Source organism: Acinetobacter sp. TTH0-4 (genome assembly GCF_015602665.1).
GTDB classification, from domain to species: domain Bacteria; phylum Pseudomonadota; class Gammaproteobacteria; order Pseudomonadales; family Moraxellaceae; genus Acinetobacter; species Acinetobacter albensis.
Genome location: NZ_CP059079.1, coordinates 2,928,697 through 2,944,986 on the forward strand (window position 1 = coordinate 2,928,697; position 16,290 = coordinate 2,944,986).

The 16,290-nt window shown below is 38.6% G+C and carries 16 protein-coding genes; 7 read left to right on the forward strand and 9 right to left on the reverse strand.

What is annotated here, in order from left to right; all coding sequences use genetic code 11:
• Positions 1-10: 10 nt before the first annotated feature.
• Positions 11-523 carry a 5-(carboxyamino)imidazole ribonucleotide mutase gene (gene purE / locus H0S58_RS13695; protein ID WP_193892076.1) on the reverse strand — a complete coding sequence of 171 codons (513 nt, stop codon included), beginning with the start codon at positions 521-523 and terminating at the stop codon, positions 11-13.
• Between the two features lie 444 nt (positions 524-967).
• Positions 968-1,309: a DMT family protein gene (locus H0S58_RS13700; RefSeq protein ID WP_053579178.1), complete on the reverse strand. Its 342-nt coding sequence runs from the start codon at positions 1,307-1,309 to the stop codon at positions 968-970.
• A 253-nt stretch (positions 1,310-1,562) separates the two neighbouring features.
• On the opposite strand from H0S58_RS13700, the gene mpl reads away from it, so the two are divergent.
• Positions 1,563-2,927, forward strand: a complete 1,365-nt coding sequence (gene mpl, locus H0S58_RS13705; protein ID WP_195726794.1) for a UDP-N-acetylmuramate:L-alanyl-gamma-D-glutamyl-meso-diaminopimelate ligase — start codon at positions 1,563-1,565, stop codon at positions 2,925-2,927.
• Between the two features lie 240 nt (positions 2,928-3,167).
• Here mpl and H0S58_RS13710 read toward each other — a convergent pair whose 3' ends face one another.
• Positions 3,168-3,452 carry a GNAT family N-acetyltransferase gene (locus tag H0S58_RS13710; protein WP_195726795.1) on the reverse strand — a complete coding sequence of 95 codons (285 nt, stop codon included), beginning with the start codon at positions 3,450-3,452 and terminating at the stop codon, positions 3,168-3,170.
• A 244-nt stretch (positions 3,453-3,696) separates the two neighbouring features.
• Between H0S58_RS13710 and H0S58_RS13715 the strand changes: the two genes are divergently transcribed.
• The 5 genes from H0S58_RS13715 to H0S58_RS13735 all read left to right on the forward strand — a co-directional run bounded on the left by H0S58_RS13715 (position 3,697) and on the right by H0S58_RS13735 (position 9,021).
• Entirely contained in the window at positions 3,697-4,887 is a 1,191-nt protein-coding gene (locus H0S58_RS13715) for a sugar transporter (RefSeq protein ID WP_195726796.1), read from the forward strand.
• A 326-nt stretch (positions 4,888-5,213) separates the two neighbouring features.
• Positions 5,214-6,170, forward strand: a complete 957-nt coding sequence (locus tag H0S58_RS13720) for a TerC family protein (protein WP_195726797.1) — start codon at positions 5,214-5,216, stop codon at positions 6,168-6,170.
• Positions 6,171-6,522: 352 nt separating this feature from the next.
• Positions 6,523-7,839, forward strand: a complete 1,317-nt coding sequence (guaD, locus tag H0S58_RS13725; RefSeq protein ID WP_195726798.1) for a guanine deaminase — start codon at positions 6,523-6,525, stop codon at positions 7,837-7,839.
• A gap of 220 nt (positions 7,840-8,059) precedes the next feature.
• Complete coding sequence (hpt, locus tag H0S58_RS13730) at positions 8,060-8,587, forward strand: hypoxanthine phosphoribosyltransferase (protein ID WP_092721140.1); 528 nt, start codon at positions 8,060-8,062, stop codon at positions 8,585-8,587.
• A 176-nt stretch (positions 8,588-8,763) separates the two neighbouring features.
• Entirely contained in the window at positions 8,764-9,021 is a 258-nt protein-coding gene (locus tag H0S58_RS13735) for a GlsB/YeaQ/YmgE family stress response membrane protein (protein ID WP_053579171.1), read from the forward strand.
• Between the two features lie 83 nt (positions 9,022-9,104).
• Here H0S58_RS13735 and H0S58_RS13740 read toward each other — a convergent pair whose 3' ends face one another.
• A complete protein-coding gene (locus tag H0S58_RS13740) occupies positions 9,105-9,806 on the reverse strand; it encodes a DsbC family protein (RefSeq protein ID WP_195726799.1) in 702 nt (233 codons plus the stop codon).
• Positions 9,807-10,259: 453 nt separating this feature from the next.
• Between H0S58_RS13740 and H0S58_RS13745 the strand changes: the two genes are divergently transcribed.
• Positions 10,260-11,438, forward strand: coding sequence for an MFS transporter (locus tag H0S58_RS13745; protein ID WP_195727628.1), 1,179 nt, complete (start codon positions 10,260-10,262; stop codon positions 11,436-11,438).
• 85 nt (positions 11,439-11,523) lie between these two features.
• On the opposite strand, the gene mnmE is transcribed toward H0S58_RS13745, so the two are convergent.
• The 5 genes from mnmE to rpmH all read right to left on the reverse strand — a co-directional run bounded on the left by mnmE (position 11,524) and on the right by rpmH (position 15,628).
• Entirely contained in the window at positions 11,524-12,882 is a 1,359-nt protein-coding gene (gene mnmE, locus H0S58_RS13750) for a tRNA uridine-5-carboxymethylaminomethyl(34) synthesis GTPase MnmE (RefSeq protein WP_195726800.1), read from the reverse strand.
• A gap of 99 nt (positions 12,883-12,981) precedes the next feature.
• On the reverse strand, positions 12,982-14,739 hold the full coding sequence (gene yidC, locus H0S58_RS13755) for a membrane protein insertase YidC (protein WP_195726801.1): 1,758 nt from the start codon (positions 14,737-14,739) through the stop codon (positions 12,982-12,984).
• A gap of 5 nt (positions 14,740-14,744) precedes the next feature.
• Positions 14,745-15,065, reverse strand: coding sequence for a membrane protein insertion efficiency factor YidD (gene yidD, locus H0S58_RS13760; protein ID WP_195726802.1), 321 nt, complete (start codon positions 15,063-15,065; stop codon positions 14,745-14,747).
• Positions 15,066-15,074: 9 nt separating this feature from the next.
• Complete coding sequence (gene rnpA, locus H0S58_RS13765; protein WP_053579165.1) at positions 15,075-15,464, reverse strand: ribonuclease P protein component; 390 nt, start codon at positions 15,462-15,464, stop codon at positions 15,075-15,077.
• A gap of 29 nt (positions 15,465-15,493) precedes the next feature.
• A complete protein-coding gene (gene rpmH, locus H0S58_RS13770; RefSeq protein WP_000831329.1) occupies positions 15,494-15,628 on the reverse strand; it encodes a 50S ribosomal protein L34 in 135 nt (44 codons plus the stop codon).
• Between the last annotated feature and the right edge of the window lie 662 nt (positions 15,629-16,290).

The window sequence follows — 16,290 nt, forward strand, 5'->3', positions numbered from 1 at the left end:
ATGTCTCGTTTTAAGCTTGACCTGGGATATTGTTACTGGCGACTTTATCTGTTTGTGCAGCACGAAATGCTGTCACATTTTGGGCAATCTCAGGACGGGTTAACCCCAAGATTTGAGCTGCCATAATGGCAGCATTGGTTGCACCCGCAGGGCCAATCGCCAATGTTCCGACTGCAATACCCGCTGGCATTTGTACAATTGAAAGCAATGAATCTACACCATTTAAAATCGAAGATTTTACGGGTACGCCTAAAACGGGTAAATCGGTTTTTGCTGCGCACATCCCTGGTAAATGTGCTGCACCACCAGCACCCGCAATAATCACCTGAATACCACGATCACGCGCTGTTTCGGCATATTCAAATAAACGATCAGGTGTACGGTGTGCAGAAACCACTTCCGCTTCAAATGGCACGCCCAGCTGTTTCAGCATATTGGCGGTATGTTCTAAAGTTGCCCAATCAGATTGAGAACCCATGATAATTCCAACGAGAGGTGTGTTTTGTGCAGCAGCCGTATTCATTGCAAATATTCCATAAACGAATGTAAGGAAGGAAAAATCTTGACCCATGCCAAGCTTTAAATGAATTACAAGCCCGCTATTATAGACTGAAAATTCGTCTCGCCAAAATTTAACAGTTCGTGTAGCGCGATATTTTCGCTATTTTTAGAAAAATAATAAATAAATTGATTTCAAAAACTAAAACTAAATTGATGCTTAGGAATGTTATTCGTAAACTGAGCAATCAATAGAGTAATTTTGTAGCATAAGCCAAGAATGTACTGAATAAGCAAAGTTTCTGTAATTGATAGAATTTTCGGCCTATTTAATGATTTTTGCGTATAGCATGCCTATGCTTACTTTTCCCCAATAAAACTCAGTCGAACCCAATTTATTTCCAGAATTGAATAACCATTGAAAAGATTCTGTTGTACAAACTATATCTAGTTTTTATCAGCTTAAATTTTACTGGCTTCTAAACACAAAATAGACGCAGCCTAAAAGACACAAACCTGCCCAAATATAATCCAATTTAAACGGTTGCTTGAACATCAAAAGCATAAAAGGAATAAAAACCAGTAAAGTCACCACTTCTTGGGTAATTTTCATTTGCCCAACTGCCCAACCTTGTTGTGCTAAAAGTCTAGTGGCAGGGATCATTAAACTGTATTCAAATAGGGCAATGACCCAACTCAATAGAATCGCTTGCCAAAGTGGCGCATCATGAGGTAAAAATTTTAAATGACCGTACCATGCAAGTGTCATAAAACAGTTAGCAAAAATCAATAACAATAAGGGAAATAGCATGGCAGATAGATCAAGGGCAAGACTTTATATTTTACGTTTTTCACTCTAAAAAGTATGTTATTTCACTTCATATTTCTGCTTAAAAATAAAAATATATTCCAATATAACCGCTGTCTAGATTGCAATGAATAAGATACAAGAAAGACTATCTTTTCGGTAAAACCCTTGATATCGTTGCTTCCAAATCGAATAAATCATGACAACAGCACGCCTGAATATGTGATGTGTCAAAATAATAGTGGAGTTAAAATCAATGCATCTGCATATTTTGGGTATTTGCGGCACTTTTATGGGTTCGCTTGCATTATTAGCACGAGATTTAGGACATACCGTGACGGGTTCAGATGCAAACGTCTATCCACCGATGTCAACCCAATTGGAAAATGCAGGCATTACCTTAATGCAAGGTTATGATCGTAGTCATTTACAACCCCATCCAGATTTAGTGATTGTGGGGAATGCCATGAAACGTGGTATTGATGCCATTGAATATATGCTGAATGAAGGTTTAGCCTATATTTCAGGTCCACAATTTTTAGCAGATTATGTACTGCAAGGTAAACACGTTTTAGGTGTGGCAGGGACTCATGGTAAAACCACAACAACCACAATGTTGGCATGGGTGCTCGATCAAGCGGGTTTAAATCCGGGGTTCTTGATTGGTGGCGTACCACTGGGTTTTAGCGAAAGTGCACGTTTAGGAGGTGGACAATATTTTTGTGTAGAAGCCGATGAATACGATTCTGCATTCTTTGATAAGCGTTCCAAGTTTGTACATTACCACCCTAAAACGGCTATTTTGAATAATCTGGAATTTGATCATGCCGATATCTTTGATGATTTGGCTGCTATCCAAAAACAATTCCATCATTTGGTGCGTACTATTCCAAGTGAAGGCCGTATTATTGCACCGATCACTGAAACCCATATTGATGAAGTTCTAGAACAAGGCTGTTGGACACCTGTGGTTCGAACAAGTTTAGAAGCCCATCCACAAGCGGTACTTTCAGCCGAGCAATTGAGCGCTGATGGCTCACATTTTAAAGTGCTTGAAAATGGGATATTAAAAGGCGAAGTTAAGTGGAATATGACTGGACAGCACAGCGTTGCGAATGCTTTAGCAACCATTGCCGCGGCAGAGCATGTCGGTGTTGCGATTGGAACTGCATGTGAAGCACTTTCAAACTTTGGCGGAGTCAAGCGCCGTATGGAATTATTAGGTACGGTGAAAGGTATAGAAGTTTATGATGACTTTGCTCACCATCCCACAGCCATTGAAACGACTTTAGACGGTGCCCGTAAACGCTTAGGTGAACGCAAACTTTGGGCGATTATTGAGCCTCGTTCCAATACGATGCGTATGGGCAGTCATAAAGATGGACTTGCACATTCTGCGCGTTTGGCAGATGAGGTGATTTGGTATCAGCCAGAAGGTTTAGACTGGGATTTACAGCCTGTTATTGATGCGGCATCTAACAAAGCCATTATTGTACGTACTCTAGATGAGATTCTTCATCAGATTGTGGCTGAAGCAGGTGAGGGCGATGCGGTAGTCATCATGTCAAATGGCGGCTTTGGTGGTTTACATCAAAAATTGATTGCCGCGTTAAAAGCCTAATTTATTTTTATAAAAGCCCGCGAAAGCGGGCTTTTTTATCAAAATCATGCGGGTTTTTTAAAGGTCAATAAAATGCCTTTGTTTTTCTAGATCATTTCAGCATTTTCCATCAACTTCTTAATTTGAGGACATTCAGCTCAAAGCTTAAATTCTTTAAATCAGATATTGGGAATGTAATATTGCTTGAGAACACTATATTTTTGATCCGCCCGCTTTATCCAAATGAGTTCAGGTTTGTGTTTAAGCGACTACATCCGCCAAACTTTGATCACGTTTAAACATCACATCGACATAAGAACAGGTCGGAATAATTTTTAAATGTTTTTCACGTGCAAATTCAACCAATATATCGAGTAACTGACGTGCTACGCCTTGGCCACGTAAAGAATCGTCCACCCAAGTATGATCTGCAATAATGGTATGTTCATTACGCCAAACATAACTGATTTCTGCAATACGCTTACCTGTCTCATCAAAAGTAAAAAATTCGCCTTTGTGTTGATTAGCTTGATGTTGGAATTGCATAAATTCTCCTTAATCTGATTCACTTTTACCTCATTCAGAATACGTTAAATATATCTTCTTTTAAAACCTCTTTTTGCTGCTTCATTTTTAAAAAACTAAACCTATATCGTATTCATTTTTGTTTATGTTACTGACCACTGTTAGCTAACGATGATTCAAAAGCATTTTTTCGTCTTTATTTTTAAACTTAACAAATGACATGTTTAAGCCTAAACTTTAGCATTCTTTTGTAAATTATCTGACCATGTCATCCTTATCTCCCGAACCATTATCCAATCCAACGCGGCAATGGATGTGTGTGATTGGCTTAGCCTTTGCTGCATTTATTTTTAATACCACTGAATTTATCCCTGTGGCATTACTCAGTGATATTGGACAAAGTTTTAATATGCAAGCGACAGATGTGGGTCTCATGATCACGCTGTATGCTTGGGTTGTCGCTCCTATTTCTCTGCCGTTGATGTTAATCACTCGTAATATTGAACGGCGTTTTTTACTCATTGCACTGTTCAGTGTTTTTATTGTCAGTCATGGCTTGTCTTACTTTGCCTGGAATTTTAATGTTTTATTAATCAGCCGAATTGGGATTGCGTTTGCACATGCATTATTTTGGTCAATTACCGCCTCTTTAGCAGTCAGGGTCGCGCCTAAAGGCAAAGAATTTCAAGCCCTCGGCTTATTGGCGACAGGTACAGCTTTGGCCATGGTCTTGGGCATTCCATTTGGGCGTATGATTGGAGAAGCTTATGGCTGGCGCAATACTTTTGCTCTAATTGCACTCGGTGCCGCCATCATTTGTATTATTTTAGCCAACCTACTACCCAAACTTCCCAGTATCAATTCAGGCTCTATAAAAAGTATTGGTGTTTTATTCAAACGCCCAAGCTTGGTGCTGGTATTTATACTTACGGTGATTATTATTACCGCACAATTTACGGCTTATAGTTATATTGAGCCCTTCAGTTTAAATATCGCCCATTTTAGCTCTGCACAAACCACCAGCTTATTACTGATTTACGGCGGCGCAGGCTTTTTAGGTTCTTACTTATTTGGAAAATTTGGTCCACGGCATCCTAAAGTTGCCATTCCTTTAGCTGCCTTCTGTCTGGCCATTTCAATGTTGCTGTTACTCCCTTTAGCACAAGGTATGAGCCATTTATATTTGATCAGTTCATTTTGGGGAATGGGGATTATTGCCATGAGTTTAGCCTTGCAAGCCAAAACATTAAGTCTGGCTTCAGATGCAACCGATGTCGCCATGGCCATTTATTCAGGGCTTTATAATGTTGGCATTGGTGGTGGTGCTCTATTGGGTGGCATGGTCACAGCTCATTTTGGTTTAAGTTATATTGGTATAGTGGGCGGCTTGCTTGCCGTGATTGCCACCTTATTTGCGTTGGTATTGGTCACACGCAAGGACTTTATGGGTACATAAAAAATAAGATAAAATTTGCACAATGCTCATAAATATGCGATTCTTCAACCACATTTGGATTTAATCCAAAACAAAATTGAGTTGAACAAGGGGAGTAGCCTCCTCCAAACCTAAGCTTTTTAACAACTTAAAATCTGTTGAAACTTAGGTGTCAGACTATCGTCATTACACTTTGAAAAAAGTCGGTATCTGAGCATCTAAAATACGCAATATACGTATTTAGATGTAGGCAAGACCTTGATCATGTTGAAACAGATGTTTAATTCATCTGGCAACTGGTCAAGGTTTTTTTATGCCGAATCCATTTGCCCGATGTGGAGATTTTTATGGAAACCATCGGCAACCCTGGGTTGTATTTAGCATTTTTTGCGATTGTGGCAGTCATGCTGATTATCGACTTTATAGGCTTTAAACAAAAAGAAGGCCAACCTGTCCAAATTAAAACGGCAGCCTACTGGAGCATTGCTTGGGTCAGTGTTGCAATGCTATTTGCAGGTGGCTTATGGCTGTATTTACAGCAAACCGCTGGTGTTGTATTAGCCAACCAAAAAACCATGGAATATATTGCGGGTTATTTACTCGAAAAATCACTGGCTATTGATAACGTGTTTGTCTGGTTAATGATTTTTGCAGCCTTTGCAATTCCCCCTGCATTACAGCGTAAAATTTTACTCTACGGTGTATTGGGTGCAATTGTACTTCGTACTTTATTCATTTTTATTGGTGCATGGTTCGTTCAAGAATTCTCTTGGGTACTTTATATCTTCGGTGCTTTTCTGGTCTATACCGGTTATAAATTTCTTCGCGGTCATGAAGAAGATCCCAATATTGAAGAAATGCCGTTGCTGAAATGGTTACGTAAACATATGCGTATTACCCCACAGCTTGAAGGAGAAAAATTCTTTGTTCGTCAAAATGGGCTATTGTGGGCAACGCCGTTATTTTTGGTGCTAATTTTAGTCGAAGCGTCGGATGTCATTTTCGCTGTTGATTCAATTCCTGCCATTTTTGCTGTAACTTCCGATCCATTTATCGTGTTAACTGCAAACTTGATGGCAATTTTGGGTTTACGTGCGATGTTCTTCTTACTGGCAGGTGCAGCGTCTAAAATGCATTATCTGCCTTATGGCTTAGGTATTATCTTGCTCTTCATTGGTTTCAAAATGTTGATGTTAGACGTATTCCATATGCCAATTTGGATCTCTTTAGGCTTTATTGTCATCGTATTGGCGATTACTGCTTGGTTATCCGTTCGTTATAATAAGAAGCAAGAGCAGCTTTAATAATTCAATAGCATAGGAAGCCTTTCATCTTTAGGTGAAAGGCTTTTTTATTGAATCAATAAAACGTAACTGAAAATATTGAATGGCAATATAGTCTTCACTCAAATCAATGATTTAAGCCTACAACAAAAAATTGGCAAAATTCTTGCTTAAACAAATAAAAAAAGCCAATTTTTGATCCAACTGCACAGTGTTGGCGCACACTCAAATACTCTATGCTAAAAATTAATGTATCTCATTCTTTATCATCATGTCTTCACTCCAATCGCTTGCCCACAAATCAAGTGAATACTGTTTAAAACCATACATTCAGGTACAATCAATCGAAAAAATGAAAAGTTAAAGGTATTGTATGTCTCCCATTCAAGCTCAACACGCCGTTCGTGGTCGCTTTCTCGATATTCAGCACAGTGTTTCTCAAGCCTCCGATATTGCACAAGCGGTACGTTACATTGAAGATGGTTTACTCATCACCGTCGATGGAAAAATCACATGGTTTGGCACATGGCAAGAAGGGCAAGCTTTACTGAATAAAGACGTGATTTTTAAACACTATCCTGAACAGTTGATTGTCCCTGGATTTATTGATACCCATATCCATTTTCCCCAAACAGAAATGGTCGGTGCATATGGCGAACAACTTTTGGAATGGTTAAATACCTATACTTTTCCGACTGAGTTACAGTTTAAAGATAAAGCCTATGCCGACCAAATCGCACAATTTTTTGTTCATGAACTGCTTAAAAATGGCACCACCACTGCTTTAGTGTTTTGTAGCGTCCACACCGCATCGGTTGATGCCTTATTTGAAGCAGCAGAACAGCACCAAATGCGTTTAATTGCAGGCAAAGTGATGATGGATCGTCATGCACCAGCAGAGCTTTGCGACACGCCAGAAAGTGCCTATCAAGACTCGAAAAAATTAATTGAAAAATGGCATGGTAAAGGACGCAATCTCTATGCAATTACCCCGCGTTTTGCACCTACATCAACGCCTGAACAACTAGTCAAAGCAGGGCAGTTGAAAGCCGAATATCCCGAGGTATATGTTCATACCCATTTAAGTGAAAATAAAAATGAAATTGCTTGGGTGAAAGAATTATTTCCAGAACAAAAAGGGTATTTGGATGTCTATCATCATTATGGTTTAACAGGCCAACGCTCGGTATTTGCGCATTGTGTTCATTTGGAAGAACAAGAATGGGATTGCATGCATGAAACTAATTCCGCAATCGCTTTCTGCCCAACCTCGAATTTATTCTTAGGGAGTGGTTTATTTCCGCTGAAAAAAACGTGGGAAAAACAGGTGAAAGTTGGCTTAGGTACAGACATCGGAGCAGGTACGTCATTTAGTCAACTCCAGACCTTAAATGAAGCCTATAAAGTCCAACAACTTCAGGGCAATAAACTTTCAGCCTTTGAGTCTTTGTATCATGCGACACTAGGTGGAGCCAAAGCTCTAGATCTACACGATAAATTGGGCAATTTTAATGTGGGTAAAGAAGCCGATTTTATTGTTTTAGATTTAAATGCCACAGCACTACAAACGCTGCGCCAACAACGTACACAAGGTATTGAAGATGCATTATTTGCGCTGATGACCATGGGCGATGATCGTAATATTCAAGCCACCTATGTCTATGGAGAACGGGTTTATGTCAAAAAATAACAGCAATAAGCAACCGGCTAAAAAGTTTTTTGTATTGATTGGCATCGCCATTATTTGTACGCTGGTGCTTAAACGCGATAGTGCAGCTCCGCAGAGTTGATACATTTTGAAAAGCAAAAAAGGTGCATCAATTGACCAGATGTATTAAAATTAAGATGTCTTTTGAGGTGTTGCTGGTCAACACCTTTTTTATTTTTTGATTTTTTTTAGGTATCTACCCATGACCGTTCAAATGAGCGTAATGATTTCGGCTGAAGAAATTCAAGCCAAAGTCAAAGAGCTTGGCGCAAAAATTGATGCTCACTATGCCCATAGTGACAAAGAACTTGTTTTGATTGGTTTACTTCGTGGTTCTGTGATTTTTATGGCAGATTTATGTCGTGTCATCAGCAAGCCGCATGAACTCGATTTTATGACTGTATCAAGTTATGGTGGGGGTATAGTTTCAAGCCGTGATGTTAAAATTTTGAAAGATTTGGATGGTGAGATTCGTGGCAAAGATGTGCTGATTATTGAAGATATTATTGACTCAGGTAATACCCTCAGCAAGGTTTTAGAAATACTTGAAACTCGCCAACCAAACTCTATTGAACTTTGTACTTTAGTCAGCAAACCTTCACGCCGTGAAATTGAACTTAAGGTCAATTTTTTAGGCTTTGAAGTTGCAGATAAATTCATTGTGGGTTATGGATTAGACTATGACCAGAAATATCGTCACCTACCTTTTATTGGTGAAATCGGTCTATAAAATTTTTCTCAATTTTAAAGTGGCTGATAGCCACTTTTTTATTAGCCAAACTTCTCTAAGAACAAAAAAACAACAGTTATTAGCATGATTCATCTATTCGTTTTGTCATAAATCATGAATGATTACTTTTAAATCTTGATGAAAATATATAAACAAAAGATAAATGGAGAACACTTATGTGGACACTAATCGTTGCCATCGTAGTAGGTTTTATTGCGGGTTTAATCGCGCGTGCCATTCATCCTGGTAATGATAAATCTGGATTTATTGTGACCACATTATTAGGTATTGCAGGTTCTTTACTGGCCACTTATGCAGGTAGGTTGCTCGGACTCTACGACCAAAACTCTGCAGCTGGATTCATCGCATCAGTGATTGGCGCCATTATTATTCTGTTTATCTATAATTTAATGACCAAAAAATCTCGTGTTTAACCAATCAATATTCAATTGAAATAAAAGCACCTTTCAATAAGGTGCTTTTTATTTGATATTTATTTTGTAGAAACTGCAATACTTTATAAACCCAGTTCTTTCCAAATTTTCTCTATTTCTAAAGCAGGGTAGGCACCCATCGCTTTAAAGCCATTTGAAAAAATAATCGTGGGTGTACCGTTTAAACCTAAAGATTTTCCTAGATTTAAATTACGTTCAACGGGATTGGCACATGCTTTTATTGAACGGGGTTGAATCCCTTTGCCTATTAAATTTGACCAAGCTAAAGCAGGATCTGACTCACAAAAAATCTGTTTTGATATTGCAACCGATTGTGTTTTGATCGGATAAATAAAAGTATAAATAGTGACGTTGTTTAATTTATTTAATTCAGTCTCAAGCTGTTTACAATACGGACAATTTGGATCAGAAAAGACTGCAATCTGGCGTTTCCCATTACCTCGCACTATTTTCACAGCATCTTGTAAAGGCAATTTTTTCCAATCAATACTGTTTTGTTTAAGCACTAAATCTTTGGTGATATTTTTTTGATCACTGAGGCGAAACATAGAACCAATCAGGATATGCTGCGCATCTTCGCCCATATAAACCACTTGATTATCCATCAATCCACTATAGATACCTTTCATTTCAGTGGTTTGAATATTTTCAATCTTCAGTTTTGGATGTAGTTGAGTCAAATTGGTTTTCACCGTATTCACATCTGCCCAACTTAAACTTGAGATAACACTGACTAAGACGAATAACCATGTTTTTTTAATCATGTTAAATATCACTTATAAATATTGCAGCCAATTCTACTGAAAATTTAATTTTTAAAGGCGTTATTTTAAGAACTGATTACCGAAAAACCACATATTTATCTGTTAAAGTTTCACGTGGAACATCTAAAATTTTTCATCGTGGATTATTTTTATTCATTGTTCAGTGATACAGCCCAGATTTATCAAAATGGGAATAAAATATGATGGCTTAATACACTGACAGATAGCCTCATTTCTGCAAGATATTTTCCAACCCTTTTACTTGACTCTGAAAGCGAATTAAATTTTGGATAAAAGATTAAATTTTTCAGAATTATTAAAAACTTACCACTGTAATATTTACATGTTATAAATTGACGATAGCACGCTCAAAGAATTACTCTATGATTCTCCCTTTCCTCTAAAAGTATTCATTTTTTGACCAAATGGTGAATCTTTCTGTGAGCTTACATGATGAGTCAGCAATCATGGCGACCCTTTTTAATGGTGAGCCTGGCACTATGTATTGGTACGATCGGCACGGCTCTGGCCAGTCCTTTATATCCGATTTATCAAGAACTGTGGCATCTTTTACCTAGCCATATTACTTATATTTTTGTGGCTTACATGTTCGGTTGTTTGGCAACCTTGTTGTTTCTAGGGCGAACCAGTAATAGTGTTGGATTTTTACGCACCCTGCAAATTGGGATTGTTTTTGTAGTCATCGGGTTGCTGTTATCTGCTATAGCCTCTAATGCACTTTGGCTCGGTCTAGGGCGGTTTATTATTGGGATTGCCTCTGGACTCATCAGCACCTCTGCAATGCTTGGCTTAATCACCACCATTCCAGATAGCCATAAAAAAAATGCACCTCAATTAAGTTCTATTATTACCGTGATTGGTTTCGGCTTAGGGCCTTTTATCGGCGGATTAATTGCACAATTTTCTTATGAACCTTTAGTTACGCCCTATTTACCCATTATTGTAGCTGCAATTTTATGTTTTTTCGGTTTATATCGCGTCAAGACTCCTCAATTTAAACCTCAGCCATTTTCGATAGCACCACATTTAGAAATTCCAGCACCTCAATACAAATCTGAATTCTTTATTGCAGGATTAACTGCTTTTTGTGCCTTTGGCGTGTTTGGCCTATTTGCTTCTTTATCGCCTTCATTTGTTAAAGATTTAATTCCTTGGCATGGACCTTTCGTAAGTGGGGCTGCCATTTCGAGTATTTTATTTATTTCCGCAATAGTACAATTTTTCGCCAAATCATTGGCTGCGGAAAAATGTTTAAATTATGGTTTAATTACCCTGACCATGAGTCTGGTCTTATTGGCGCTGTGTATGACCATGCAGTGGAGTAGCTTATTCTTCTTCAGTGATATTTTTGTGGGTATCGGCCATGGATTTGGATTAATGGGTGCATTTGGTTTAATTCATAAAATGACATCAATAGACAATCGGGCCGCGATCATGTCGACTTATTTATTCATTGGATATTTAGGTACTATTGTTCCTATTGTTGCAGTGGGTTATCTTGCTGATCATTTTGGCTTAACCTTCGGAATTTTAGGATTTTGTATTGTGATTGGCTTATTGTGCTTAAGTCTTTTGATGTGGCATAAGAAAGTTCATCTGATTGCTGATTAAATGAACTTTTATAAATAGCCTTATAAATTAAGGCTATTTTTTCAACATTACTCAAATAGGGTTCGCATTTAAGTCATTATTTAAATTACTTCCCAATACAGAACGATCCAAAAATTTTCCCCAATAGATCATCTGCACTAAACTCACCAGTGATTTCTGCCAAAGCATTTTGTGCCAACCGTAGTGACTCGGCTACCAATTCTCCAGCCTGATATACCACTAACTGCTCATTTGCCTCTAAAAGATATAGCTGTGCGCGCTTCATTGCATCTAAATGACGTGTTCGGGCTATAAAGGTATCTTCTTCTGGTTGGAAGCCTGCATGTGCTGTAATCGCATCTACAAGCGCTTGAACGCCAGTTTCTTGCTTAGCAGAAACTGTAATATGACGAAATCCCTGATAATCGCCAATTTCAGCAACAGTGCCCGTCAAATCACATTTGTTGGCAATCAACATTAAACGCTTGGGCTCAAGATGCTCAGCAAAATAGTTTTGTGCCAACCGTAAAGGATTATCACCTTGGGTTAAGTCATACACCAACAATAATAAATCAGCTTGTTCAATTTCTTTAATGGCACGGCGAATCCCTTCTTTTTCTACCACATCCCCTGTTTCACGCAAGCCAGCAGTATCAGTAAGAGTAATCGGCAAACCATTTAGTGTAATTTTTTCATGCAATACATCACGCGTTGTACCCGCTATATCCGTGACAATAGCACGATCATTTCCTGCAAGCATATTTAACAATGAAGATTTACCCGCATTGGGTTTTCCCGCAATTACCACCTGTAAACCTTCACGTAAAAGCTGCCCTTGACGAGCAGATGTCTGTACTGCAGTTACTGAACTTTGTACGTCTTGGAGTAGTGCCAAAATTTTACCATCAGCTAAAAAATCTATTTCTTCTTCTGGAAAATCAATAGCTGCTTCAACATGCAAACGTAAATGAATCAATTTCTCCAATACACTATTTACTTTGGTTGAAAAAACACCCTGTAACGAGCGCACCGCAGAACGAGCAGCCGCCTGTGAGGTTGCATCAATCAAGTCAGCAATCGATTCCGCTTGAACCAAATCAAGTTTGCCATTTTCAAAAGCGCGCATAGAAAATTCACCCGCCTTGGCTGCGATTGCACCCAATTCTAGTAAACGTGCCAGTAATGCATTTTGAATGACAGGTCCGCCATGACCTTGTAATTCCACAACATCTTCACCCGTAAATGAATGAGGATTAGGAAAACAAATCGCTAAACCTTCATCCATTACCTCACCCGCAGCATCATAAAACTGACGAAAGCCAGCAAAACGTGCTTTAGGCAGTGCTTTTTGAGTTAAGGCTTCTGCAATTATATAAGATTTGGGACCAGACAAACGAATTACTCCCACACCGCCACGGCCAGGTGGCGTTGCAATCGCAGCAATCGTAGTTGTTCGGTTTTGCATAACATTCACCTCAAAAATCCCAAATCATAAGCAAAGAAAAATCCGCCTAAGATTACCATCTTAAGCGGATTTATTCAGTACTTCACGAGCAGTTGTTAATTAAACCACTTCACGTTTCGCACGATCCTTCTCAACACTCTTGTTGATCAGACTCTGCTGTAAAATGGTAATACTGTTATTGACAATCCAGTACAACACCAAGCCTGCAGGGAAGAACAACATAAATACAGTAAAGATAATTGGCATCAGCTTGAAGACTTTCGCCTGCATTGGATCAGCCGGTTGTGGATTCAATGACTGCTGAATAAACATAGTCAAACCCATCAATAACGGCAGAATAAACCAAGGATCCATCGCAGATAAATCTTGAATCCAACCTAACCAAGGTGCATGACGAAGTTCAACAGACTCCATCAATACCCAATACAAGGCCAAGAAAATCGGCATTTGTAAAAGCAGTGGCAAGCAACCAGACAATGGATTGACTTGTTCGCGCTTATACAGGGCCATCATTTCTTGAGAGAAACGCATACGATCTTCACCGAATTCTTCTTTCATGCGTTGCATTTCAGGGGCAATCACACGCATTTTCGCCATAGAGCGGTAGCTCTTAGACGACAATGGCCAAAGAATCAGTTTAACTAATACAGTCAATAAGATAATTGACCAACCCCAGTTGCCTACAATGTTATGGAAGAACTGAAGTCCGAGGAACAATAACTTAGCAATCGGCCATAACCAACCATAATCTACGGTTTGGTTTAAACCTACCGCCAGATCTTTCAGTTCAGATTGAACTTTAGGACCAGAATAGAAGGTCGCGTCTAACTCAGCTGCAGTACCTGCAGGTACATTAATCATCGGCGAAGTAAAACCGATAATATTCATGTTATCTGTCGATTGACGAGATTCCAATTTAGCACTATATGGCTGACCACCAGCTTGTGTCAGCTTAAGATCACCTGGAATCCATGCACTTACAAAATAATGTTGCACAACAGCAACCCAGCCACCTTTTGCTTCTACATTCAATTTTTCTTCATTGAAGTTGGCAAATTTCAGCTTATTATAATGTTCTTCAGGCGTACCCCAAGCACCCCCTAGGAATGTTCCCAGAGTGAAAATTCCTTGGTCTGATTTACCCGGATCATCTGAATTATCACGTTTGATCTGACCAAACATCTGGCCTTGCCAATTTTGGCCACTACGGTTAACCACTTTGTGGTTCACAATAATCGGATATTCACCTTGTTTAAAGGTGAACGTTTTAATAATTTCTACGCCATCAGCAGTTTTATACACCATTGGCACAGATAAAACTTTAAACGCTTTACCATCTTTGGTTTGCTGCGCTTTGGCATCGGCCAAAGTATAAGCTAATTTCTCAATCTCATAGACTGGGCGACCATTACGGTTACTGTCCGGCCCATTCAAACCAATTAAACCAGACTGAGCAACATAAGTACGTTTTGCATCGCTTTCCAGCATGACAAAAGGTTGATCACTGTCTTTATTCTTATCATGGTTCAATAATTCAATACGAACAATGTCACCCCCTTTAGGATTAATCCAAAGATGATAAAGGTCAGTTTGTACTGAAATAAGCTGTTGACTTACAGGTGCTGTTGCATCTGTTGTAGTTTGCTGAGTAGCAATATTTGCTTGCGGCATGTCAGATGCTGTCGTAGCAGCGGTTTGACCATTTGGCAAATCTGCAGATACTTCATGCGAAACAACAGCGGTATTTTGCTGTGGTTTAGTTTCTGCATGACCATAATCTTTTTGCCAAGCCAAAATAAGCAAATATGCGACGACAAACATGGCCCCTAGAATTGCAAACCTGGCCCATTGTTGCATATCTATTATCCCAAGTAGTTAAAGTGATTTCGGTTCAATAAACGATCACGAAAGGGTACAACAACGTGAAGCGTTTGAGAATCTATTTGCTGAAATGAAATAAAACGAATTGCCTTTTGAGGAACAGGGTCATAACCCGACCCACCCCAAGGATGACAACGACAAATACGTCGAGTAGCTAACCACACACCACGTACAGCACCATAAGAATGGACTGCGTCTAAAGAGTATTGAGAACATGTTGGAATATAACGACAGCGGGGTCCCAATAAAGGACTAATCGCGATCTGATAGAATCGAATCAACCAATGCAGTAAACGTACCATTGGCCTTCTCTACTTTTGTGGGGAGGGAGCTATCTTGTTATGCTTTTTGGCAAGGCGTTGCAATTTCTGCCAAGCAAATTGTAATTGCTGCTGCAATTCTGCATTAGGTACTGCTTCAATCCCTATTTTAGGCATGACCACAATATCTAATAAGTCTAACTGCTGTTGATGCAGGCGAAAACTTTCGCGAGCAAGACGTTTTACTCGATTTCTTTCATGCGCACGACGCACTTTTTTCTTGGCAACAACAATTCCCAAACGGCTTGAAGGCTGTTCGGAACATTTTGCAAGAAATAAGAAATGGGGTTGATGCACTTTAAAAAGCGCACCATCAAACACACTTTTATAATCGGCAGCACAACGTATACGTACGTTTGTGCTGAAGCCATAAAGTGTCATAACACCCAAAATCGTAATAGCTTAACTAATTAAACAGTTAAGCTATGACGACCTTTTGCACGGCGGCGAGCTAATACTTGGCGACCAGCTTTAGTAGCCATACGAGCACGGAAACCATGAACGCGCTTGCGCTTTAATTCAGATGGTTGAAATGTACGTTTCATATTGAAACTCCAAAAATGATCTTATATGAAGGTTCGCGATTTTAGTGGTCAAACGATAAGCTGTCAATGAAAAACAAGTATTCTTTCAAAATAAGCAATTTTTAAATACTTTTATTCAAACGGTTGTTTTTATTTTTATGACAATATTATTAATTTTATACACAATACAAATAATTGATTAATATAATATCGTGAGTTATAAACAGAATTATTCACAACATTATCCACAGTGTTTAAATTTAATCATCCCTGCTTTAGTTTTTTGAATTTAAATTTAAACTATTTTAGAGTTATCCTCATTTGAAGACTTACTTAATAAATAAATTCAAATTTATAAATTTAAGTTTATTACTGTTAGGGAGCTATTTTTCTGTGTAAAAGTAGTTTTTTAAAATATAAAACATATATTTAGGTTGTGAATATCTATGTTTCTATGGAGTGGTTAATTTGTGGATAACTTTATGGTATATTTTATCCACACCTTGCGGATAATCTTATCCACACCTGTTTTGAATTTAAATTTAAATGGGGGGTTTTAATTTTTAACTGACATTTTCTTATTTTTGCCATGACAGATGTGGATAACTTCGATAGAATGGCGACCCGCTTAGTCGGGCTTGGTAATTTTTTATTATGTACAATGGACTGAATAGGGGTTTCAC